Here is a 22,381-nt window from a genome sequence, read left to right on the forward strand (position 1 = left end):
CGAGGAGTGACGGCCCTTGCGCGTGCGAGCGTCCGTGCGGAGTGCTCAGAGGATGCGGACGGCGCCCGACGGCGGGTCCCAGTCCAGGGAGCGCTCGACGACGCCGGTGGAGGAGTTCTGCGCGCCGACGTACTTGCCGCCGCCGACGTAGATGGCGACGTGGTACGAGCCGCTGCGGCTGCCCCAGTACAGGATGTCGCCCGGCTGGAGGTTCCCCAGGGAGACGGAGCTGCCCATGCTCGACTGCTGGTACGAGATGCGGGGCAGGTCGATGCCGGCCGCGCGGTAGGCGGCCTGGACGAGGCCGGAGCAGTCCCACGAGTTGGGGCCGGTGCCGCCGCTGACGTAGGCGTCGCCGACCTGGGCGCGGGCGAAGGCCACGATCGAGGCGGCGGAGCCGGTGGGGGCCTGCGTCCGGCTGCCGCTGTCCGAGGCGGAGGAGCCGCTGTCGGAGGACGACGAGGACGACGAAGACGACGAGGGCGAGCCGCCGTCGTTCGACGGGGACGAGGTGGTGGCGAGCTGGGTGCGCGTGCTGGTGCGGGAGGCGCGCTCGGCGGCCTCCTCGGCCTCCTCGCGCTCCTTCTCGGCCTTCAGACGGGCCTTCTCGGCGCGCTCGGCCGCGGCCTTGCGGTCCGCCTCGGCCTTGGCCTTCTTGGCGTCCTGGGAGGCCTTCTTGAGGGCGGCCTGCTCCAGGGTCCGGAGGCTCTGGTCGAGGGCCTCCTGCTGGGACGCCTCGGCGGAGGCGGCGACCGCGCTCGCGAGGTTCGACCCGGCGGCGAGCGAGCCCAGGGTGGGCATTTCGATGGTCTCGGTCACCGGCTCGGCATTCGCCGGCCCGGCAGCACCGGCCACCGCGATGGTGCCGAGGACGCCACCGGCAACTCCGGCCCGGAGCGCGAGCTTCGAAGCGCTGCGGCGGGGCTTCCGGTGGCTGGGTATGTGAGCGGTGTGGGACATGGGAACAACCGCTATCAGGGCTTGACGGTTCCGTTCAAGAAACGTGGGTTGCGCCACAGTTACGTTCGGAACCTGTGAATCCGCTTCCGTGGCACCTTTATTGACGCCGTAACGGGCAAATCGGGCATGGGTCATCCGGCCCTTGATCACTGGTTTTCATTGAAAAGCCCGAATTGCCCGACGCTTACCACCTCTTGACACCCTTGGCCAAGCCCCCTTCTTTCCGGTCCTTCTTCATGTGACGCAGCTCACAGGGGGGTTCGTGAAAACGCGCACGCGTCCACCTCCGTACGCGCGACCCCCCGACCGGGCGACGGCCGGGTCCTTTATCACCCGCTCGCGTCCATCGCCAATTTGCCTGTAGATGCCAACACTTGATAGTGCGACACCCCCTCCGAGCAGCGATTTCCGGTACGGATGTCACATCTGGTGATCACCTGGGCGCTTCGCGCAACAAGATCACCGCTCATCCGACTTCATGATCCTTCGTCAGGTGGTGGAGATCACAAACTACGTGCTGCACCCCGTGTCGCAGATCACAGAGGGGCAGGCATAAGATGCGGGGCAGCCGGGCTTGTGAACTGCCTCACATGGGGGCGATCTTTCACGGCGCGGCGGTGCGGTCCAACGGTCAAGGACGACTGGAAGGAGCGAGGAGCGTGAATGCGTACGCGCCCGTCCTCGTGCTCGGTGCCCTGGGTGCGGGGTTTGCGATCTTCTCCGTGGTCATGGCCACGCTCATCGGGCCAAAGCGGTACAACAGGGCAAAACTGGAGGCGTACGAGTGCGGCATCGAGCCGACACCCACGCCCGCCGGCGGCGGCCGCTTCCCGATCAAGTACTACCTGACGGCGATGCTCTTCATCGTCTTCGACATCGAGATCGTCTTCCTCTACCCCTGGGCCGTCACCTTCGACGCCCTGGGGCTTTTCGGGCTCGTGGAGATGCTGCTCTTCGTGCTCACCGTCTTCGTCGCCTACGCCTACGTGTGGCGGCGCGGCGGCCTGGAATGGGACTGAGGGGCTGAGGGGCACCTATGGGACTCGAAGAGAAACTCCCGAGCGGCTTTCTGCTGACGACGGTCGAACAGGCCGCGGGCTGGGTGCGCAAGGCGTCCGTCTTCCCCGCGACCTTCGGCCTCGCCTGCTGCGCCATCGAGATGATGACCACCGGAGCCGGCCGGTACGACCTGGCCCGCTTCGGCATGGAGGTCTTCCGCGGCTCGCCGCGCCAGGCCGACCTGATGATCGTGGCCGGCCGGGTCAGCCAGAAGATGGCGCCCGTCCTGCGGCAGGTCTACGACCAGATGCCCAACCCCAAGTGGGTCATCTCCATGGGCGTCTGCGCCTCCTCGGGCGGCATGTTCAACAACTACGCGATCGTCCAGGGCGTCGACCACATCGTCCCGGTCGACATCTACCTGCCCGGCTGCCCGCCGCGCCCGGAGATGCTGATCGACGCGATCCTCAAGCTCCACCAGAAGATCCAGACCTCCAAGCTCGGCGTGAACGCCGAGGAGGCGGCGCGCGAGGCGGAGGAGGCGGCGCTCAAGGCACTGCCGACCATCGAATTGAAGGGCCTGCTCCGGTGAGTGACGAGACACCCAACCCCGAGAAGGAGCTGAGCGCGCAGAACCTGCCGGGCCAGCGCGGGGACCACGGGGAGGAGGTCCGCGTCCAGCGCGGCATGTTCGGTGCCCGGAGCGGCGCCGACACCTCCGGCTACGGCGGCCTCGTCCGCTCGGTCCGGCTCCCCGGCCCGGCCGCCCGCCCCTACGGCGGCTGGTTCGACGAGGTCGCCGACGAACTGGAGGGCGCCCTGGAGGAGCAGGGCCTCCTCCCGGAGAACGCGATCGAGAAGACGGTCGTCGACCGCGACGAGCTCACCTTCCACATCGAGCGCGAGCACCTCGTCCGCGTGGCCCGCACCCTGCGCGACGACCCGGCGCTCCGCTTCGAGCTCTGTACCGGCGTCTCCGGCGTCCACTACCCGCACGACAAGGGCCGCGAGCTGCACGCCGTCTACCACCTGCGCTCGCTGACCCACGGCCGGATGATCCGCCTGGAGGTCTCGGCCCCGGACACCGACCGCCGGATCCCCTCCCTCGTCGCCGTCTACCCGACGAACGACTGGCACGAGCGCGAGACGTACGACTTCTTCGGCATCGTCTTCGACGGCCACCCCGCCCTCACCCGGATCATGATGCCGGACGACTGGCAGGGCCACCCGCAGCGCAAGGACTACCCCCTCGGCGGCATCGCCGTCGAGTACAAGGGCGCCCAGATCCCGGCTCCGGACCAGCGGAGGTCGTACTCGTGACCACTCCCCACGCGTCTCCCCGCGAGACGACCGAAGGCTCCGTCTACACGGTGACCGGCGGCGACTGGGACGAGGTCGTCCGGTCCGCCGCCAAGGCCGACGACGAGCGGATCGTCGTCAACATGGGCCCCCAGCACCCGTCCACCCACGGAGTGCTCCGCCTCATCCTGGAGATCGACGGCGAGACCGTCACCGAGGCCCGCTGCGGCATCGGCTACCTCCACACCGGCATCGAGAAGAACCTCGAATACCGGACCTGGACGCAGGGCACCACCTTCGTCACGCGCATGGACTACCTCACCTCGTTCTACAACGAGACGGCGTACTGCCTCGGCGTGGAGAAGCTCCTCGGCATCACCGACCAGATCCCGGACCGCGCCAGCGTCGTCCGCGTCCTGCTCATGGAGCTCAACCGGCTCTCCTCGCACCTGGTCTGCATCGCCACCGGCGGCATGGAGCTCGGCGCCACCACGATCATGATCTACGGCTTCCGGGACCGCGAGATGATCCTGGACCTGTACGAGCTGATCACCGGCCTGCGCATGAACCACGCGTACATCCGCCCCGGCGGCCTCGCCCAGGACCTCCCGCCCGGCGCCGTCGACGCCGTGCGCGAGTTCGTGAAGACCATGAAGAAGAACCTGCCGGAGTACGACAAGCTCGCCACCGGCAACCCCATCTTCAAGGCCCGGATGCAGGACGTCGGCTACCTCGACCTCACCGGCTGCATGGCGCTCGGCGCCACCGGACCGATCCTGCGCTCGGCGGGCCTCCCGCACGACCTGCGCAAGACCGACCCGTACTGCGGCTACGAGGACTACGACTTCGAGGTCCCCACCGCCGACACCTGCGACTCCTACGGGCGGTTCCTGATCCGCCTGGAGGAGATGCGCCAGTCCCTGCGGATCGTCGAGCAGTGCCTCGACCGGCTGGAGCCCGGCGACGTCATGGTCGCCGACAAGAAGATCGCCTGGCCCGCGCAGCTCGCCCTGGGCACCGACGGACTCGGCAACTCCCTCGACCACATCAAGAAGATCATGGGCACCTCCATGGAGGCCCTGATCCACCACTTCAAGCTGGTCACCGAGGGCTTCCGGGTCCCGCCCGGCCAGGCCTACGCGGCCGTCGAGTCCCCCAAGGGCGAACTCGGCGCGCACGTCGTCTCCGACGGCGGCACCCGCCCCTACCGGGTCCACTTCCGCGACCCGTCCTTCACCAACCTCCAGGCCATGGCGGCGATGTGCGAGGGCGGCCAGGTCGCCGACGTCATCGTCGCCGTCGCCTCCATCGACCCCGTGATGGGAGGCGTCGACCGATGACCGAACAGATCAGCCTGGGTATGCCCCAGCTCCCCGCCCCCGGCTACCCGGCGGACGTCCGCGACCGCCTGGAGGAGGACGCGCGGGCCATCGTCGCCCGCTACCCGGACTCCCGCTCCGCGCTCCTGCCGATGCTGCACCTCGTGCAGTCGGAGGAGGGCCACGTCACCCGCACCGGCATGGCGTTCTGCGCCGACGTCCTCGGCCTCACCACCGCCGAGGTCACCGCCGTCGCCACCTTCTACACCATGTACCGGCGCAAGCCCTCCGGCGACTACCAGGTCGGCGTCTGCACCAACACCCTCTGCGCGGTCATGGGCGGCGACGCCATCTTCGACGAACTGAAGGAGCACCTCGGCGTCGGCAACAACGAGACGACCGAGGACGGCAAGGTCACCCTCGAACACATCGAGTGCAACGCGGCCTGCGACTTCGCCCCCGTCGTGATGGTCAACTGGGAGTTCTTCGACAACCAGACCCCCGAGTCCGCCAAGAAGATGGTGGACGACCTGCGGGCCGGCCGGACCGTCGAACCCACCCGCGGCGCCCCGCTCTGCACCTTCAAGGAGACCGCCCGCATCCTCGCCGGCTTCCCCGACGAGCGCCCCGGCGCCGTCGAGGCCACCGGCGGCGCGGGCCCCGCCTCCCTCGTCGGCCTGCGCCTGGCCAAGGGCGAGCAGCCGCACCACCGCATCGTCCACCCGCGCGGCGAGTCCCCCGGCCAGAACCCCCCGGGCCAGACGCCGGGCCGGAGCTCCTCCGGACAGGGCGAGGACGCCGGGCGGGACGAGACCTCCGGACAGGAGGGGAAGTGATGACCTTGGCAGCCGAGATCAACAACAGCAGCCCCGAGAAGCTCCTCGCCCCCGTCCTCTCGGCCTTCTGGGACCAGCCCGACTCCTGGACCCTGGAGACCTACGAGCGCCACGAGGGCTACCGGGGCCTCCGCAAGGCCCTCGCGATGAGCCCCGACGACCTCATCGCGTACGTCAAGGAGTCCGGCCTCCGCGGCCGCGGCGGCGCCGGCTTCCCCACCGGCATGAAGTGGCAGTTCATCCCGCAGGGCGACGGCAAGCCGCACTACCTCGTCGTCAACGCCGACGAGTCCGAGCCCGGCACCTGCAAGGACATCCCGCTCCTCTTCGCCAACCCGCACTCGCTCATCGAGGGCATCGTGATCGCCTGTTACGCGATCCGCTCCAGCCACGCCTTCATCTACCTGCGCGGCGAGGTCGTCCCCGTCCTGCGCCGCCTCCACGAGGCCGTCCGCGAGGCCTACGCCGCCGGCTACCTCGGCCGGAACGTCCTCGGCAGCGGACTCGACCTCGAACTCACCGTGCACGCCGGCGCCGGCGCGTACATCTGCGGCGAGGAGACCGCGCTCCTCGACTCGCTCGAAGGCCGCCGCGGCCAGCCCCGGCTGCGGCCCCCCTTCCCCGCCGTCGCCGGTCTGTACGCCTGCCCCACCGTGGTGAACAACGTGGAGTCCATCGCGTCCGTTCCCGCGATCCTCAACAAGGGCAAGGACTGGTTCACCTCCATGGGCAGCGAGAAGTCCCCGGGCTTCACGCTGTACTCGCTCTCCGGGCACGTCGCCACGCCCGGCCAGTACGAGGCCCCGCTCGGCATCACCCTGCGCCAGCTCCTCGACATGAGCGGCGGGATGCGCCCCGGCCACCGCCTCAAGTTCTGGACCCCCGGCGGCTCCTCCACCCCGATGTTCACCGACGAGCACCTCGACGTGCCCCTCGACTACGAGGGCGTCGGCGCCGCCGGATCCATGCTCGGCACCAAGGCGCTCCAGTGCTTCGACGAGACCACCTGCGTGGTCCGGGCCGTCACCCGCTGGACCGAGTTCTACGCCCACGAGTCCTGCGGCAAGTGCACCCCCTGCCGCGAGGGCACGTACTGGCTCGTCCAGCTGCTCCGCGACATCGAGGCCGGCAAGGGGCAGCTCTCCGACCTCGACAAGCTCAACGACATCGCCGACAACATCAACGGCAAGTCGTTCTGCGCCCTCGGCGACGGCGCCGCCTCGCCGATCTTCTCCTCCCTGAAGTACTTCCGCGAGGAGTACGAGCAGCACATCACGGGCAAGGGCTGCCCCTTCGACCCGGCCAAGTCGACCGCCTGGGCGGACAACCACAAGGAGGTGACCGCATGACCGTCACCGAGTCCGGCCCCACGGGCGGCGGCCCGGCCGTGCCGCCGGAGGACCTCGTCACGCTGACCATCGACGGCATCGAGATCTCCGTCCCCAAGGGGACCCTGGTCATCCGCGCCGCCGAACAGCTCGGCATCGAGATCCCGCGCTTCTGCGACCACCCGCTCCTCGACCCCGCCGGCGCCTGCCGCCAGTGCATCGTCGAGGTCGAGGGCCAGCGCAAGCCGATGGCCTCCTGCACCATCACGTGCACCGACGGCATGGTGGTGAAGTCGCAGCTCACCAGCCCCGTCGCCGAGAAGGCCCAGCACGGCGTGATGGAGCTGCTGCTCGTCAACCACCCGCTGGACTGCCCCGTCTGCGACAAGGGCGGTGAGTGCCCCCTGCAGAACCAGGCCATGTCCCACGGACAGGCCGAGTCCCGCTTCGAGGGCGTCAAGCGCACCTACGAGAAGCCCGTCCCGATCTCCACGCAGGTCCTCCTCGACCGCGAGCGCTGCGTGCTCTGCGCCCGCTGCACCCGCTTCTCCAACCAGGTCGCGGGCGACCCGATGATCGAGCTGATCGAGCGCGGCGCGCTCCAGCAGGTCGGCACCGGCGAGGGCGACCCCTTCGAGTCGTACTTCTCCGGCAACACCATCCAGATCTGCCCGGTCGGCGCGCTCACCTCCGCCGCCTACCGCTTCCGCTCCCGCCCCTTCGACCTGGTCTCCTCGCCGTCGGTCTGCGAGCAGTGCTCCGGCGGCTGCGCCACCCGCACCGACCACCGGCGCGGCAAGGTCATGCGGCGGCTCGCCGCCGAGGACCCGGAGGTCAACGAGGAGTGGATCTGCGACAAGGGCCGCTTCGGCTTCCGGTACGCCCAGCAGCGCGACCGGCTCACCACCCCGCTGGTGCGGAACGCCGCGACCGGTGAGCTGGAGCCCGCCTCCTGGCCCGAGGCCCTGGAGGCCGCCGCCCGCGGCCTCGTGCGCGGCCGCACCGGCGTCCTGGCCGGCGGCCGGCTGACCGTCGAGGACTCCTACGCGTACGCCAAGTTCGCCCGGGTCGCCCTCGACACCAACGACGTCGACTTCCGGGCCCGGGTCCACTCCGGCGAGGAGGCCGACTTCCTGGCCTCCGCCGTCGCCGGACACGGCCGGGACCTGGACGGCACGGGCGTCACGTACACCTCGCTCGAAGCCGCCCCGGCCGTGCTCCTCGTCGGCCTGGAGTCCGAGGAGGAGGCCCCCGGCGTCTTCCTGCGGCTCCGCAAGGCCTGGCGCAAGCACGGCCAGCGGACCTACGCCGTCGCCGCGTTCGCCACCCGGGGACTGGAGAAGGCCGGCGGCACCCTGCTGCCCGCCGCCCCCGGCACCGAGACCGAGTGGCTCGACGCCCTCACCTCCCGGGTCGGCCTCACCGGCGACGGGCTCGCCGCCGCCGAGGCCCTCCGCCAGGAGGGCGCCGTCCTCGCCGTCGGCGAGCGCCTCGCGGGCGTGCCCGGCGCGCTCACCGCCGCCCTGCGCGCCGCCACCGCCACCGGCGCCCGGCTCGTCTGGATTCCGCGCCGCTCCGGCGAACGCGGCGCCGTCGAGACCGGCGCCCTCCCGGGGCTCCTGCCCGGCGGCCGGCCCGCGACCCACCCCCGCGCGCGTGAGGAGGTCGCCGCCGTCTGGGGCGTCCGTGAACTCCCCGCCCGCTACGGCCGCGACACCGACCGGATCGTCGAGGCCGCCGCCACCGGCGAACTCGCCGCCCTGCTCGTCGGCGGCGTCGAGGTCGCCGACCTGCCGGACCCGGCACGCGCGCGCGAGGCGCTCGACGCGGCCTTCGTGGTCTCCCTGGAGCTGCGGCCCGGCGAGGTCACCGACCGCGCCGACGTCGTCCTGCCGGTCGCGGCCGTCGCCGAGAAGTCCGGCACCTTCCTCAACTGGGAGGGCAGGGCCCGGATGTTCGAGGCCGCGCTCAAGCCGGAGCAGATGACCCGGCCGCTCGCCCCGACCGACACCCGCGTCCTGCACATGCTGGCCGACGCCCTCGACGTCCACCTGGCCCTGCCCGACCTCGTCGCCGCACGGCGGGAGCTGGACCGGCTCGGCGGCTGGACCCACGAGCGGGCCACCGAGCCCACCGAGCCCGGCCGCCCCGCCCCCCGCACCGGCGACGGCGAGGCCGTCCTCGCCGGACACCGGCTGCTGCTCGACCTCGGACGCCTCCAGGAGGGCGACACGGCCCTCGCCGGCACCCGGCACGCGGCCGTCGCCCGGCTCTCCGCCGCCACCGCCGCCGACACCGGCGTCAAGGACGGCGACGTCCTGGAGGTCACCGGACCGGCCGGCTCCGTCGCCCTCCCGCTCCTGGTCACCGAGATGCCCGACCGCGTCGTCTGGCTCCCGCTGAACTCGACCGGGCGCGGCGTCCTCTCCGACACCGGCGCCCGCCCGGGCGACCTGGTCCGCATCGGCCCGGTGGCCCCGCGCCCCGCCGACGTCACGGAGGTGCAGGCATGAGCGTGCCGCTCGCCGCTGAAGACCTGTCCATGTTCGGCACGGACCCCTGGTGGCTCGTCGCGGTCAAGGCCGTCTTCTGCTTCGCCTTCCTGATGGTGACGGTGCTCTTCTCCATCGTGTGGGAGCGCAAGGTCGTCGCCTGGATGCAGCTGCGCGTCGGCCCCAACCGGCACGGCCCCTGGGGCCTCCTCCAGTCCCTCGCGGACGGCGTCAAGCTGATGCTCAAGGAGGACGTGATCGTCAAGAAGGCCGACAAGGTCGTCTACGTCCTCGCCCCGATCGTCGCCGCGATCCCCGCCTTCATGGCGATCGCCGTGATCCCCTTCGGCCCGGCGGGCAACGAGGTCTCGATCTTCGGCCACCGCACCACGATGCAGCTCACCGACCTGCCGATCGCGATGCTGTACGTCCTCGCGGTCGCCTCCGTCGGCATCTACGGCATCGTCCTCGCCGGCTGGTCCTCCGGCTCCACGTACCCGCTCCTGGGCGGACTGCGCTCCTGCGCGCAGATGATCTCCTACGAGATCGCCATGGGCGCGGCCTTCGCCTCCGTCTTCCTCTACTCCGGGTCGATGTCGACCTCGGCGATCGTCGAGGCGCAGGCGGACCGCTGGTTCGTGATCCTGCTGCCGGTCTCGTTCATCATCTACGTGATCACGATGGTCGGCGAGACCAACCGGGCCCCCTTCGACATGCCGGAGTCCGAGGGCGACCTCGTCGGCGGCTTCAACACCGAGTACTCGTCCATCAAGTTCGCGCTGTTCATGCTCGCCGAGTACGTGAACATGGTGACGGTCTCGGCCGTGACGGTGACCCTCTTCCTGGGCGGCTGGCGGGCCCCGTACCCGGTCTCCACCTTCTGGGAGGGCGCGAACCACGGCTGGTGGCCGATGCTCTGGTTCGTGCTCAAGGTGCAGCTGCTGCTGTTCTTCTTCATCTGGCTGCGCGGCACCCTGCCCCGCGTCCGCTACGACCAGCTGATGAAGCTCGGCTGGAAGGTCCTCATCCCGGTCTCCGTGGTCTGGCTGATGCTGGTCGCCACCGTCCGGGCGCTGCGCAACGAGAACATCGCGTTCACCAACATCGTCCTGTACGTGGCCGGGGCCGTGCTCGCCCTGCTCCTCCTCTCCTTCGTGGTCGACCTCTTCCGCGACCGGAAGGCGAAGGCGGCGGCGCCCGCGCCCGAGGAGGGCCGGGACTTCGACCCGATGGCCGGAGGCTTCCCCGTACCGCCCAAGCCCGGACAGTCCCTGCCGCCCGTGCCCCGGCGCAGGCCGCGATGGGGGTCCCCCCATGCGTCCAGCCATGGGGGAGACCGGGACCTCGTTGTCAGTGGCGCCCCCGATACTGCTACTGCGAGTGATGGAAAGGAGACGGACGGTGTCTGACTTCCAGAATCCGGTGGCCGGCTTCGGCGTGACCTTCAAGGCCATGTTCAAGAAGCGGCTGACCGAGCAGTACCCGGAGCAGCAGAAGACGACGGCGCCCCGCTTCCACGGCCGGCACCAGCTCAACCGTCACCCCGACGGCCTGGAGAAGTGCGTCGGCTGCGAGCTGTGCGCCTGGGCCTGTCCGGCCGACGCCATCTACGTGGAGGGCGCGGACAACACGGAGGAGGAGCGCTACTCGCCCGGCGAGCGCTACGGCCGCGTCTACCAGATCAACTACGCCCGCTGCATCCTGTGCGGGCTGTGCATCGAGGCCTGCCCCACGCGCGCGCTGACGATGACCAACGAGTTCGAGCTGGCCGACTCCTCCCGGGCGAACCTGATCTACACCAAGGAGCAGCTCCTCGCGGGCCTGGAGGAGGAGATGGTCGACACCCCGCACGCGATCTTCCCGGGCATGACCGAGCAGGACTACTACCGGGGCCTCGTCACCGCGGCGGCCCCCGGCACGGTCCGTCAGGCCGCCGTGTCCAAGGGGGAGAAGGACGACGCCGAGGACGGCGCCGACGAGGAGGTGGACGCGTGAGCGCGCACCTCGCCCCCCTCGCCCCGCTCTCCTCCGAGACCCTCGCGGCCTACACGACCTCGACCGGCGAGGCCGTCCAGTTCTGGGTCCTCGGCACCGTCGCCGTCGTCGGCGCGCTGTGCACGATCCTGATGCGCAGGGCCGTCCACTCGGCGCTCTGCCTCGCCGGAACCATGATCGTCCTGGCGGTCTTCTACCTGGCCAACGGCGCGTACTTCCTCGGCGTCGTCCAGATCGTCGTCTACACCGGCGCGATCATGATGCTCTTCCTCTTCGTCGTCATGCTGGTCGGCGTCACGGCCGCGGACTCCCTGAAGGAGACCCTCAAGGGCCAGCGCTGGTGGGCCGCCGCCTGCGGCCTCGGCTTCGGCGTCCTGCTCTGCGCCGGCATCGGGAACGCCTCGATCACCGAGTTCGCCGGCCTCGGCGCCGCCAACGCCGCGCGCGGCGGAAACGTCGAGGGCCTCGCCGCCCTCATCTTCACCAAGTACGTCTTCGCCTTCGAGATCACCGGCGCGCTCCTCATCACCGCCTCCGTCGGCGCGATGGTCCTCACCCACCGCGAGCGCACCGAACGCGCCCGCACCCAGCGCGAGCTCGCCGAGCAGCGCGTCCGGGAGGGGAAGCACGTGCCGCCGCTGCCCGCGCCCGGCGTCTACGCCCGGCACAACGCCGTGGACGTCGCGGGCCTGCTGCCCGACGGCACCCCGGCGGAGCTCACCGTCATGGGGACCCTGCGCAAGCGGGGCCAGATCCGGGACGTGTCCAGCGAGGCCATGGCCGACCTCAAGGCCCTGGAGCAGCGCTCCGAGGAGCGGCTCGGCCGCGACCGGGGCGCGCGCGACCGCGACGCGTTCGGCCGGGACCGGGACGAAGAGGAGGCCAACCGGTGAATCCCGTCAACTACCTGTACCTGTCCGCCCTGCTGTTCACCATCGGCGCGGCCGGGGTGCTGATCCGGCGCAACGCGATCGTGGTCTTCATGTGCGTGGAGCTGATGCTCAACGCCTGCAACCTCGCGTTCGTCACCTTCTCCCGGATGCACGGCAACCTCGACGGGCAGATCGTCGCCTTCTTCACGATGGTCGTCGCCGCCGCGGAGGTCGTCGTCGGGCTCGCGATCATCGTGTCCGTCTTCCGTGCCCGCCACTCGGCCTCGGTCGACGACGCAAGCCTGATGAAGCTGTGAGGGGCTGACCGTGGAAAATCTCATCGCTCTGCTCGTCGGGGCGCCCCTGCTCGGCGCGGCCGTGCTGCTCTGCGGCGGCCGCCGGCTCGACCGGGTCGGCCACTGGATCGGCACGCTCCTCGCGGCCGTCTCCTTCGGGATCGGCCTGGCGCTCTTCGCCGACATGCTCGGCAAGGGGGCCGAGGAGCGGGCCCTGCACCAGCGGCTCTTCACCTGGATCCCGGTCGAGGGCTTCCAGGCGGACATCGCCTTCCAGCTCGACCAGCTCTCCATGACGTTCGTCCTGCTGATCAGCGGGGTCGGCACCCTCATCCACGTGTACTCCATCGGATACATGGAGCACGACGAGCGGCGCCGCCGGTTCTTCGGCTATCTGAACCTGTTCGTCGCGGCGATGCTGCTGCTCGTCCTCGCCGACAACTACCTGCTCCTGTACTTCGGCTGGGAGGGCGTCGGCCTCGCCTCGTACCTCCTCATCGGGTTCTGGCAGCACAAGCCCAGCGCGGCCACCGCCGCGAAGAAGGCGTTCCTGGTCAACCGGGTCGGTGACATCGGCCTCTCGATCGCCATCATGATCATGTTCACCACCTTCGGGACCTTCGCCTTCGGGCCGGTCCTGGAGGCGACCGGGCAGACCTCGCAGGGGACGCTGACCGCGATCGGCCTGATGCTGCTCCTCGCGGCCTGCGGCAAGTCGGCCCAGGTGCCGCTGCAGTCCTGGCTCGGGGACGCGATGGAGGGCCCGACCCCGGTCTCGGCCCTCATCCACGCGGCCACGATGGTGACCGCCGGTGTCTATCTGATCGTCCGCTCGGCCGGCATCTTCAACGCGGCCCCGGACGCGCAGCTCGTCGTCACCGTCGTCGGCGCGGTCACGCTCCTCTTCGGTGCGATCGTCGGTTGCGCCAAGGACGACATCAAGAAGGCGCTGGCCGGTTCGACGATGTCGCAGATCGGCTACATGATCCTGGCGGCGGGCCTCGGCCCGATCGGCTACGTCTTCGCGATCATGCACCTGGTGACGCACGGCTTCTTCAAGGCCGGGCTCTTCCTCGGCGCCGGTTCGGTCATGCACGGCATGAACGACGAGGTCGACATGAGGAAGTACGGCGGCCTGCGGAAGTACATGCCGGTCACCTTCGTCACCTTCGGCCTCGGCTACCTGGCGATCATCGGTTTCCCCGGTCTGTCCGGCTTCTTCTCCAAGGACAAGATCATTGAGGCGGCGTTCGCGAAGGGCGGCGCGGAGGGCTGGATCCTCGGCGCGGTCACCCTGCTCGGCGCGGCCATCACCGCGTACTACATGACCCGCGTGATGCTGATGACCTTCTTCGGCGAGAAGCGCTGGCAGCCCGACGAGAACGGCAACCCGCCGCACCCGCACGAGTCGCCCAGGACCATGGTGATCCCGATGGTGCTGCTGGCCGTCGGATCGGTCGCCGGGGGCGCGGTCTTCGAGTTCGCCGGGTTCGTCGAATGGCTGGAGCCGGTCACCGGCTACGCGCACGGCCACCCGCCGATCGGCGCCGCGGCCGTCACCGCCTGCACCGTCGCCGTCATGGTGATCGGCGTCGGCCTGGCCTACCTCCAGTACGGGCGCCGGCCCGTCCCGGTGGTCGCCCCGCGCGGCTCGCTGCTCACCCGGGCGGCCCGCCGCGACCTGCTCCAGGACGACTTCAACCACGCCGTCTTCGTCACGGGCGGCACCCACCTCACCCGCTCGCTCGTCTACGTCGACCACTCCCTGGTGGACGGCGTGGTCAACGGCACCGCGGCGAGCGTCGGCGGGCTCTCCGGCCGGCTGCGCAAGCTCCAGAACGGCTACGCCCGCTCGTACGCGGTCTCCATGTTCGGAGGTACGGCGGTGCTGATCGCCGCGACCCTGCTGATGAGGGCGGTGTAACTGTCATGTCCTTCCCGCTCCTTACGGTGACGGCAGCGGTGCCGGCGGTCGGTGCGATCCTGACCGCCGCCGTGCCCGCCGCCCGCCGCACCGCCGCCAAGTGGCTGGCGCTGCTCGTCTCGCTCGCCACGCTCGTGCTCGCCGGGATCGTCTTCGCCCGGTTCGAGCCGGGCGGCGAGCGGTACCAGCTGACCGAGTCGTACGCCTGGATCAAGGACTTCGGCGTCCGGTACGAGCTGGGCGTGGACGGCATCGGGGTGGCGCTGATCGCGCTCACCGCGCTGCTGATCCCGTTCGTGATCCTGGCGGGCTGGCACGACGCCGACCCCCTGGAGACCTCGTCCAAGCGCTGGCGGCCGACGCAGGGCTTCTTCGCCCTGATCCTCATGGTCGAGGCGATGGTGATCCTCTCCTTCGAGGCCACCGACGTCTTCCTCTTCTACATCCTCTTCGAAGCCATGCTCATCCCGATGTACTTCCTCATCGGCGGCTTCGGGGACCGGGCCCACGCGGGCTCCGACGAGAACGCGGCGGCCCAGCGCTCCTACGCGGCCGTCAAGTTCCTCCTCTACAACCTGGTCGGCGGCCTGATCATGCTGGCCGCCGTCATCGGCCTGTACGTGGTCGCGGGGAACTTCTCGCTCACCGAGATCGCCGGGGCCCGGGCCAACGGCTCCCTGGAGATCGCGACCAGCACCGAGCGCTGGCTGTTCCTCGGCTTCTTCTTCGCCTTCGCGGTGAAGGCGCCGCTGTGGCCGCTGCACACCTGGCTGCCGAACGCGATGGGGGAGGCGACCGCCCCGGTCGCCGTCCTCATCACCGCCGTCGTCGACAAGGTCGGCACCTTCGCGATGCTCCGCTTCTGCCTCGGGCTCTTCCCCGAGGCCTCGAAGTGGGCCACGCCCGCGATCGTCGTCCTCGCCCTGATCAGCATCGTCTACGGGGCGCTCGTCGCCGTCGGCCAGCGGGACATCAAGCGCCTGGTCGCCTACGCGTCCATCTCGCACTTCGGCTTCATCGTCCTGGGCATCTTCGCGATGACCAGCCAGGGCCAGTCCGGCGCCACGCTCTACATGGTCAACCACGGCATCTCGACGGCCGCCCTGATGCTGGTCGCCGGGTTCCTGATCTCCCGGCGCGGCTCGCGGCTCATCGCCGACTACGGCGGCGTGCAGAAGGTCGCGCCGGTGCTCGCCGGCACCTTCCTGATCGGCGGCCTCGCGACCCTGTCGCTGCCCGGACTCGCCCCGTTCGTCAGCGAGTTCCTGGTCCTGGTCGGCACCTACGCCCGCTACCCGGTGGCCGGCGTCATCGCCACCACCGGCATCGTCCTCGCCGCGCTCTACACCCTCGTCCTGTACCAGCGGACGATGACCGGGCCGGTGAAGGAGGAGGTCCGGAAGCTGCCGGACCTGCGGCCGCGCGAGCTGGCCGTGGTCGTCCCGCTGATCGCCGTCCTGATCTTCCTCGGGGTCTTCCCGAAGCCGCTGACGGACGTCGTCAACCCGGCGGTGCGGCACACCATGTCCGACGTCCAGCAGAAGGACCCCCAGCCAGAAGTGGAGGCGGCCAAGTGAGTGCTCCCGCTGTCGCATCCTCCGTCCACAGCCTGTGGACGACCGCCGCCGTCGAGCCGCTGGAGAAGATCCCGGCGCCCCACATCGAGTACACGCAGCTCGCGCCCGTGCTCATCGTGGTCGGCGCCGCCGTCCTCAGCGTCCTCGTCGAGGCCTTCGTGCCCCGCAAGGGCCGCTACACCGCCCAGGTCTTCCTGAGCGTCCTCGCGCTCGCCGCCTCCTTCGCCGCCGTCGTCGGCCTGGCGGCCGGCGGCTACGGCTCCACCAAGGCCCACATCGCGGCCATGGGCGCCATCGCGGTCGACGGACCCGCCCTCTTCCTCCAGGGCACCATCCTGCTCGCCTCGATCGTCGCGGTCTTCACCTTCGCCGAGCGCAGGCTCGACCCGGCCGACCACGGCCACCGGGTCGACTCCTTCGCCGCCGAGGCCGCCGCCGTGCCCGGCAGCGACCACGAGAAGGCGGCGGTCAAGGCCGGGTTCACCACCACCGAGGTGTTCCCCTTCGCCCTCTTCGCCGTCGCGGGCATGTTGGTCTTCCCCGCGGCCAACGACCTCCTGACGCTCTTCATCGCCCTGGAGGTCTTCTCCCTCCCGCTGTACCTGCTGTGCGCCGTCGCCCGCCGCAAGCGGCTGATGTCGCAGGAGGCGGCCGTCAAGTACTTCCTGCTCGGCGCCTTCTCCTCGGCCTTCCTGCTCTTCGGGATCGCCCTGCTCTACGGCTACTCGGGCTCCGTCTCGTACGCCACGATCGCCGACGTCGTCGACGGCACGGTCACCTCGGTGAACCCGGCGCTCGCCGACACCATGGGGAACGACGCGCTGCTCCTCATCGGCTTCGCCATGGTCCTCATGGGGCTCCTCTTCAAGGTCGGCGCCGTGCCGTTCCACATGTGGACCCCGGACGTCTACCAGGGCGCCCCGACCCCGGTCACCGGCTTCATGGCCGCCGCGACCAAGGTCGCCGCCTTCGGCGCGCTGCTCCGCCTGCTCTACGTGGTGCTCCCGGGCCTCACCTGGGACTGGCGGCCGGTCATGTGGGGCGTCGCGATCCTCACCATGCTGGGCGGCGCGATCGTCGCCATCACCCAGACCGACATCAAGCGGCTCCTGGCGTACTCGTCCATCGCGCACGCCGGCTTCCTGCTCGCGGGCGTCATCGCCGCCACCCCCGACGGCATCTCCTCCGTCCTCTTCTACCTGGGCGCCTACTCCTTCGTGACGATCGGCGCCTTCGCCGTCGTCACCCTGGTCCGCGACGCGGGCGGCGAGGCCACCCACCTCTCCAAGTGGGCCGGTCTGGGCCGCCGTTCGCCGCTGGTCGCGGCGGTCTTCGCGGTCTTCCTGCTCGCCTTCGCCGGCATCCCGCTGACCTCCGGCTTCTCCGGCAAGTTCGCGGTCTTCAAGGCGGCGGCCGAGGGCGGCGCGGGCGTCCTCGTGGTGGTCGGCGTGCTCTCCTCGGCGATCGCGGCCTTCTTCTACATCCGGGTCATCGTGCTCATGTTCTTCAGCGAGCCCAAGGCGGACGGCCCCACGGTCGCCGTCCCCTCGGCCTTCACCACGATCGCCATCACGGCGGGCGTGGCGGTCACCCTGGTCCTCGGCCTCGCGCCGCAGTACTTCCTGGACCTGGCGAACCAGGCGAGCGTGTTCGTGCGGTAGCCCCGGACGGACGCGCGCGAAGGGCCCGGCTCCCCAGGAGCCGGGCCCTTCGGCGCACTTCACCCCCGCCGGACGCCGTGTCATCGTGGGAGCCGCACCCAATGGTCTGTACCAGTCCTGGAGGGATGGTTCCATGCGCGGCACCACGGTCTTACCCGGAGCGCCCTGCGCCGCCCCGAGGGACGGCGACCCGCCCGTGCACCGGCTCGAACTGCGCCTGCCCGACCGGGTGCCCTTCGCCGCCGGGGGATTCGACGCGATGGGCCCGATGTCGCGGGCCGCGTACCCTCACCGGCACACCTTCTACGAGATCGTGCACGTCACCGAGGGCAGCGGCGTCCACGTGCTCGACCTGGACCGGTACGAGGTGCGGCCGCCGCAGCTCGGGGTGATCCTGCCCGGCCAGGTGCACCACTGGGAGGGCGTGCGCGGGCTCGAAGGGTCGCTCGTCCTCTTCACGCCCGAGTTCCTGGTCGGCGGACCCGACGACGAGGAGCTGCTGCGGCGGCTCGGGGAGCGGCCCTGGGTCGACCTCGACGCCGCCACCCACGAGCGCACGAGCCGGCTCCTCGGCGACCTGGCCGAGGAGTACCGGCACGGGGCCGACGGCTTCGCCGGAGTGCTGCGGTCCCTGCTCCACGTCCTCCTCGTACGGGCCGCCCGGCTGCCCGGCGGAGGAGGGACCGCACCGCCGCCGCCCGGCCTGGCCGACGACTTCCTGCGGCTCGCCCGCACCGCCGGGACCGCCGGGCTCTCCGTACGGGAGTGCGCCGAGCGCATCGGGGTGACCCCCGGGCACCTCACCGAGGTCGTGCGGGCCGCCACCGGCCGCACCCCCGCCGCGCTGCTCCGCCAGGAGCGGGTGCGGGAGGCGCAGCGGCTGCTCGTCGCCACCGGACTGCCCGTGCGGCAGGTGGCCGCCCGGGTCGGGTTCGAGGACGCCGCCTACTTCTGCCGGTTCTTCCGCAGGGAGGTCGGCCGCAGCCCGGGGCGCTTCCGAAAAGACCACGACCGCCGCGTTCCGTCCATCGAACCCGGTGCCGCGGGCCCCTAGGTTCGTGCCGATCCCAGCCCCCCACCCGAGGAGCCAGGCACATGGACCACGAGACCAGCACCGGGCACGTCAGCCGCAAGACCGTCCTGCGGGCCGCGCTCGCGGCCGGCATGGCGGCGCCCGCCGTGCTCATGGGCGTCCCCGCGCTCGCCCGGACCCTGACGGAGAGCGGGCAGACGCCCGCGCTCACCCCCGCGTGCGACGACGGCGACGACCCCACCCCGGAGCAGATCGAGGGCCCGTACTTCAAGCCCAACTCCCCGCTGCGCTCCAGCCTCCTGGAGTCCAACACCCCCGGCGTCCGGCTCACCGTCAGCGGCTACGTCTTCGGGCTCGCCTGCCGGCCGATATCCGGCGTCCTGCTCGACTTCTGGCAGGCCGACACCAACGGCGCCTACGACAACACCGGATTCCGCTTCCGCGGCCACCAGTTCACCGGCGCCGACGGCTCCTTCAAGCTCACCACGATCGTGCCCGGCCTCTACCCGGGCCGCACCCGCCACCTCCACGTCAAGGTGCAGGCCCCCGGCCGCCCGGTGCTCACCACGCAGCTGTACTTCCCGGGCGAGCCCCGCAACAACACCGACAGCATCTTCGACCCCCGGCTGCTGATGACCGTGCGGGACGCGGGCGGGGCGCGCGAGGCCGCCTTCGACTTCGTCCTCAACGTGCCCCAGAACCCCGGCCCGACGCCGACGCCCACCCCGACCACCCAGCCGCCGGGGGGCAGCTGGGCGGTCGGCACCGCCTACAAGGCGGGGGACGTCGTCACGTACGGCGGGGCGCGGTACACCTGCCTCCAGGCGCACACCGCCCAGCCCGGCTGGCAGCCGCCGAACGTCCCCGCCCTCTGGAGGGCCGTCTGACGGACCGTCCGGCGGTCAGGCGGCGGGCACGATCCGGCCCCGGACCTCGCCCAGGGCGACCCTGGTGCCGTCCGGGCCCGGCGCCCACGCGGTGAGGACGACCTCGTCGCCGTCCTCCAGGAACGTCCGCTTGCCGCCGGACAGTTCGAGCGCGTCCCGCCCGTTCCAGGTCAGCTCCAGGAGCGAACCGCGCTGGTTCACCTCCGGCCCGGAGACCGTCCCGGAGCCGTACAGGTCGCCCGTGCGCAGGGACGCGCCGTTCACCGTCATGTGGGCGAGCTGCTGGGCCGCCGTCCAGTACATCGAAGAGAACGGCGGCTCGGCCACCACCTCGCCGTTGATCTCGACGGTGATCCGCACGTCGAAGCCGCCCCGCTCCTCCTCGTCCGCGTCGTCCAGGTACGGCAGGAGCGGGAAGTCCCGCGCGGGCGGGGCGGTGCGGGCCGCGTCCAGGGCCTCCAGGGGCGTCACCCACGCCGACACCGACGTCTGGAACGACTTGCCGAGGAACGGGCCGAGCGGCACGTACTCCCAGGCCTGCACGTCCCGCGCCGACCAGTCGTTGAGCAGCGTCAGACCGAAGACGTGCTCGCGGAAGTCGGAGAGCGGGACCGGCTTGCCCAGTTCCGAGGGGGTGCCGACGAGGAAGCCGACCTCCGCCTCGATGTCCAGCTTCACCGACGGCCCGAAGACCGGGGCCGGGTCGGCGGGCGCCTTGCGCTGCCCGGAGGGGCGCACGACGTCGGTGCCGGAGACCACGACCGTGCCCGCGCGTCCGTGGTAACCGATCGGCAGGTGCTTCCAGTTGGGGGTGAGCGCGTCGCCGTCGGGGCGGAAGATCCGGCCCACGTTGGTCGCGTGGTGCTCGCTCGCGTAGAAGTCGACGTAGTCCGCGACCTCGTACGGCAGGTGCAGCGTCACCGCGTCCAGCGGGTGGAGCAGCGGCTCGACGTCCGCCCGGTGTGCCGGGACCGTCACCCAGGCGGTGAGCGCCCGGCGGACGTCGCGCCAGGCGGTCCGCCCGGCGGCGAGCAGCGGGTTCAGGCTGGGCTGCGCCAGGAGCGACGCGTAGGGGGAGCCGAGCGCGTGCGCCGCGGCCCCCGCGTCCAGCACGTACCCGCCGATCCGGACGCCGAGCCGGCGCCGGTCGGGCTCCTCGGCGGTGGAGAAGACGCCGTACGGGAGGTTGTGCGGGCCGAAGGGGTCGCCCTCGGCCAGGTCGAGCGGGCTGTGCTCGGACATCGGTACCTGCCTCGCTTTCCACGGGTGTGGGGGACACGTTACGGGTCGGGCCGCCGGGCGCTGATGACATGGATCACACGGAAAGTGCGGCCTCCGTGGGCAACTGTCCGCGTTCGTGCCCTTTGGGTGCCCACCGGCCTCGTCCACCGGGTCCGAGCTGCGGAAACGGGCCTCCCACCGGGGCTTTCCCGGCCCTACGATCACGGTGGTATCGCGCCGCGTGAAGCAGCCCGCAGGTGCGCGCCCGCCCTTCCCTCATCTTTCCCTGACCAGGAAAAAGGTCCCGCACTGTGAAGATCCGTCGCATTCTCGCGACCGCCGTGGCCGCCGCCGTGACCACCCCGGTCGTGTTCCTGTCCGCCGCGCCGGCGTTCGCCGACACCAAGCCGTCGCCCGCGTCGACGCAGAAGCCCGCCCAGAACGAGGACGACAAGCCGCCGACGCACCAGGAGCTGGTGGAGGCCGTCGCCAAGGCGCAGGCCAAGCTCGACGCCCTGGAGGCGGAGCGCAAGCAGGTCCTGAAGGACCTCAAGGACGACACGATGGACCCGGCCCTGAAGGCCGAGTTCCTCGCCGCCCAGGAGGCCGTCAAGCTCGCCGACGAGGCCAAGAAGACCGCCGACCAGAAGGTGGTCACGGCCCAGGCGGCGCTGGACGCGCTCACCGAGGCCTCCACCGAGGAGGAGCGGAAGCTCGCGGAGAAGGACCTCGCCGACGCGAAGAAGGCCGCCGAGGACGCCGTCACCGCCAAGACCGCCGCCGACCTGCGCCTGGGGAAGGCCCGGACCGCCTGCGACGACGCCCGCGTCGCCCTCGCGCGGAAGGCCGAGCTGCTCCGCAGGGACATCGTCCTCGCCGAGGAGGAGCTCGCCCAGGCGGAGCAGGACCTGGAGGACTTCGAGGAGCTCTCGGAGTGCGTCGAGGACGACGCCGTCCGGATCGACCTGAGCGGCCCGGAGACCATCACCGCCGGGCAGCCCGCCGTCTTCTCGATGCGCGTCACCAACGCCTCGGACCGGACCCTGGACCTCGTCGACGTCTACGCCAACGCCTCGCGGCTCATCCTCCCCGGCGAGGACATCGACGAGGACACCGACTTCACGAAGTGGTCCATCCCCGTCGAGTGGTCCTCGGCCGACGTCCTCGAATGGACCCCGGTCTCCGACGAGTTCGAGTCCATCGAGGTCGGCAAGCTCGCCAAGGGCGCCCACTACGACGTGAAGCTGCGCCTCACGCCCGCCGCCGACTCCCCGGCCGGCCAGGGCATGGCCTTCGCCTACGCCGAGTACGAGAACAACGACGGCTCCTGCGGCATGGCCCTGGACGGCGCGCACGTCGGCTTCGACATCCTCGCCAAGGGCGACAAGCCGAAGCCGACCCCGACCCCGACCCCGACCCCGTCGCCGTCGACCTCGACGCCCGCCCCGGCGCCCTCCACCGGGAGCACCGGGAACACCAACACCACCCAGCAGGGCGGCTCGTCCTCCACCCCGGTGAACAACGGCACCCTCGCCGCCACCGGCGCCAACGACGTCCTGCCGCAGCTCGGCCTGGCCGCCGCCGGGGCCGTCGCCCTCGGCGCCGGCGCGGTGGTCGTCGCCCGCCGCCGCAAGGCCGGCACGCAGGCGTAAGGCACCGGACCGGATCCCCCGTACGCGCGC

At 71.0% G+C, this 22,381-nt stretch carries 19 protein-coding genes; 17 read left to right on the plus strand and 2 right to left on the minus strand.

Annotated features, from left to right (window positions below):
• Positions 1-45: 45 nt before the first annotated feature.
• The gene (locus tag ACIQVI_RS14005) at positions 46-960 is read right to left on the minus strand and encodes a C40 family peptidase (RefSeq protein WP_403595159.1); all 915 of its coding nucleotides are present in this window, start codon (positions 958-960) and stop codon (positions 46-48) included.
• A 659-nt stretch (positions 961-1,619) separates the two neighbouring features.
• Between ACIQVI_RS14005 and ACIQVI_RS14010 the strand changes: the two genes are divergently transcribed.
• The 16 genes from ACIQVI_RS14010 to ACIQVI_RS14085 all read left to right on the plus strand — a co-directional run bounded on the left by ACIQVI_RS14010 (position 1,620) and on the right by ACIQVI_RS14085 (position 19,478).
• Positions 1,620-1,979 (plus strand): NADH-quinone oxidoreductase subunit A, encoded by a 360-nt coding sequence (locus tag ACIQVI_RS14010; protein WP_019888619.1) that lies wholly within the window; start codon positions 1,620-1,622, stop codon positions 1,977-1,979.
• A 17-nt stretch (positions 1,980-1,996) separates the two neighbouring features.
• On the plus strand, positions 1,997-2,551 hold the full coding sequence (locus tag ACIQVI_RS14015) for an NADH-quinone oxidoreductase subunit B family protein (RefSeq protein ID WP_030208804.1): 555 nt from the start codon (positions 1,997-1,999) through the stop codon (positions 2,549-2,551).
• Entirely contained in the window at positions 2,548-3,279 is a 732-nt protein-coding gene (locus ACIQVI_RS14020) for an NADH-quinone oxidoreductase subunit C (protein ID WP_403595162.1), read from the plus strand. The genes ACIQVI_RS14015 and ACIQVI_RS14020 overlap by 4 nt, the downstream gene beginning before the upstream one ends.
• Positions 3,276-4,598 carry an NADH-quinone oxidoreductase subunit D gene (locus tag ACIQVI_RS14025; protein ID WP_351969387.1) on the plus strand — a complete coding sequence of 441 codons (1,323 nt, stop codon included), beginning with the start codon at positions 3,276-3,278 and terminating at the stop codon, positions 4,596-4,598. The genes ACIQVI_RS14020 and ACIQVI_RS14025 overlap by 4 nt, the downstream gene beginning before the upstream one ends.
• Positions 4,595-5,413, plus strand: a complete 819-nt coding sequence (gene nuoE / locus ACIQVI_RS14030; protein WP_351969386.1) for an NADH-quinone oxidoreductase subunit NuoE — start codon at positions 4,595-4,597, stop codon at positions 5,411-5,413. Before ACIQVI_RS14025 ends, nuoE begins: the two co-directional genes overlap by 4 nt.
• Positions 5,410-6,762 (plus strand): NADH-quinone oxidoreductase subunit NuoF, encoded by a 1,353-nt coding sequence (nuoF, locus tag ACIQVI_RS14035; RefSeq protein WP_351969385.1) that lies wholly within the window; start codon positions 5,410-5,412, stop codon positions 6,760-6,762. Before nuoE ends, nuoF begins: the two co-directional genes overlap by 4 nt.
• Entirely contained in the window at positions 6,759-9,254 is a 2,496-nt protein-coding gene (locus ACIQVI_RS14040; protein WP_403595167.1) for an NADH-quinone oxidoreductase subunit G, read from the plus strand. The genes nuoF and ACIQVI_RS14040 overlap by 4 nt, the downstream gene beginning before the upstream one ends.
• Positions 9,251-10,642, plus strand: a complete 1,392-nt coding sequence (gene nuoH / locus ACIQVI_RS14045) for an NADH-quinone oxidoreductase subunit NuoH (protein WP_351969383.1) — start codon at positions 9,251-9,253, stop codon at positions 10,640-10,642. Before ACIQVI_RS14040 ends, nuoH begins: the two co-directional genes overlap by 4 nt.
• Positions 10,617-11,228 carry an NADH-quinone oxidoreductase subunit NuoI gene (gene nuoI / locus ACIQVI_RS14050; RefSeq protein ID WP_351969382.1) on the plus strand — a complete coding sequence of 204 codons (612 nt, stop codon included), beginning with the start codon at positions 10,617-10,619 and terminating at the stop codon, positions 11,226-11,228. The genes nuoH and nuoI overlap by 26 nt, the downstream gene beginning before the upstream one ends.
• Positions 11,225-12,121: an NADH-quinone oxidoreductase subunit J gene (locus tag ACIQVI_RS14055; RefSeq protein WP_351969381.1), complete on the plus strand. Its 897-nt coding sequence runs from the start codon at positions 11,225-11,227 to the stop codon at positions 12,119-12,121. Before nuoI ends, ACIQVI_RS14055 begins: the two co-directional genes overlap by 4 nt.
• Positions 12,118-12,417 carry an NADH-quinone oxidoreductase subunit NuoK gene (gene nuoK, locus ACIQVI_RS14060; protein ID WP_030208826.1) on the plus strand — a complete coding sequence of 100 codons (300 nt, stop codon included), beginning with the start codon at positions 12,118-12,120 and terminating at the stop codon, positions 12,415-12,417. The genes ACIQVI_RS14055 and nuoK overlap by 4 nt, the downstream gene beginning before the upstream one ends.
• Positions 12,418-12,427: 10 nt before the next feature.
• Complete coding sequence (nuoL, locus tag ACIQVI_RS14065) at positions 12,428-14,320, plus strand: NADH-quinone oxidoreductase subunit L (protein ID WP_403595172.1); 1,893 nt, start codon at positions 12,428-12,430, stop codon at positions 14,318-14,320.
• A 5-nt stretch (positions 14,321-14,325) separates the two neighbouring features.
• Positions 14,326-15,897, plus strand: a complete 1,572-nt coding sequence (locus ACIQVI_RS14070) for an NADH-quinone oxidoreductase subunit M (RefSeq protein ID WP_351969379.1) — start codon at positions 14,326-14,328, stop codon at positions 15,895-15,897.
• Positions 15,894-17,558 carry an NADH-quinone oxidoreductase subunit NuoN gene (gene nuoN / locus ACIQVI_RS14075; protein ID WP_403595176.1) on the plus strand — a complete coding sequence of 555 codons (1,665 nt, stop codon included), beginning with the start codon at positions 15,894-15,896 and terminating at the stop codon, positions 17,556-17,558. The genes ACIQVI_RS14070 and nuoN overlap by 4 nt, the downstream gene beginning before the upstream one ends.
• Before the next feature lie 133 nt (positions 17,559-17,691).
• Entirely contained in the window at positions 17,692-18,612 is a 921-nt protein-coding gene (locus tag ACIQVI_RS14080; RefSeq protein ID WP_403595179.1) for a helix-turn-helix domain-containing protein, read from the plus strand.
• A gap of 41 nt (positions 18,613-18,653) precedes the next feature.
• Positions 18,654-19,478: a carbohydrate-binding protein gene (locus ACIQVI_RS14085; protein ID WP_403595182.1), complete on the plus strand. Its 825-nt coding sequence runs from the start codon at positions 18,654-18,656 to the stop codon at positions 19,476-19,478.
• Positions 19,479-19,493: 15 nt separating this feature from the next.
• Here the strand turns inward: ACIQVI_RS14085 and fahA are convergent, their stop codons facing one another.
• Positions 19,494-20,720 carry a fumarylacetoacetase gene (fahA, locus tag ACIQVI_RS14090; RefSeq protein WP_403595185.1) on the minus strand — a complete coding sequence of 409 codons (1,227 nt, stop codon included), beginning with the start codon at positions 20,718-20,720 and terminating at the stop codon, positions 19,494-19,496.
• 290 nt (positions 20,721-21,010) lie between these two features.
• On the opposite strand from fahA, the gene ACIQVI_RS14095 reads away from it, so the two are divergent.
• Positions 21,011-22,351: a peptidase gene (locus tag ACIQVI_RS14095; protein ID WP_403595188.1), complete on the plus strand. Its 1,341-nt coding sequence runs from the start codon at positions 21,011-21,013 to the stop codon at positions 22,349-22,351.
• Positions 22,352-22,381: the final 30 nt, after the last annotated feature.

Origin of the sequence: Streptomyces sp. NPDC098101 (genome assembly GCF_044760185.1) — a bacterium.
Taxonomy (GTDB): Bacteria; Actinomycetota; Actinomycetes; order Streptomycetales; family Streptomycetaceae; genus Streptomyces.

Excerpts from the sequence above, each read along its gene's own strand:
- fahA (WP_403595185.1), bottom strand. The coding sequence starts at position 20,720 with ATGTCCGAGCACAGCCCGCTCGACCTGGCCGAGGGCGACCCCTTCGGC.
- ACIQVI_RS14070 (WP_351969379.1), top strand. The coding sequence starts at position 14,326 with ATGTCCTTCCCGCTCCTTACGGTGACGGCAGCGGTGCCGGCGGTCGGT.
- ACIQVI_RS14040 (WP_403595167.1), top strand. The coding sequence starts at position 6,759 with ATGACCGTCACCGAGTCCGGCCCCACGGGCGGCGGCCCGGCCGTGCCG.
- nuoI (WP_351969382.1), top strand. The coding sequence starts at position 10,617 with ATGGAAAGGAGACGGACGGTGTCTGACTTCCAGAATCCGGTGGCCGGC.
- nuoH (WP_351969383.1), top strand. The coding sequence starts at position 9,251 with ATGAGCGTGCCGCTCGCCGCTGAAGACCTGTCCATGTTCGGCACGGAC.
- ACIQVI_RS14080 (WP_403595179.1), top strand. The coding sequence starts at position 17,692 with ATGCGCGGCACCACGGTCTTACCCGGAGCGCCCTGCGCCGCCCCGAGG.
- ACIQVI_RS14085 (WP_403595182.1), top strand. The coding sequence starts at position 18,654 with ATGGACCACGAGACCAGCACCGGGCACGTCAGCCGCAAGACCGTCCTG.
- ACIQVI_RS14005 (WP_403595159.1), bottom strand. The coding sequence starts at position 960 with ATGTCCCACACCGCTCACATACCCAGCCACCGGAAGCCCCGCCGCAGC.
- nuoE (WP_351969386.1), top strand. The coding sequence starts at position 4,595 with ATGACCGAACAGATCAGCCTGGGTATGCCCCAGCTCCCCGCCCCCGGC.
- ACIQVI_RS14015 (WP_030208804.1), top strand. The coding sequence starts at position 1,997 with ATGGGACTCGAAGAGAAACTCCCGAGCGGCTTTCTGCTGACGACGGTC.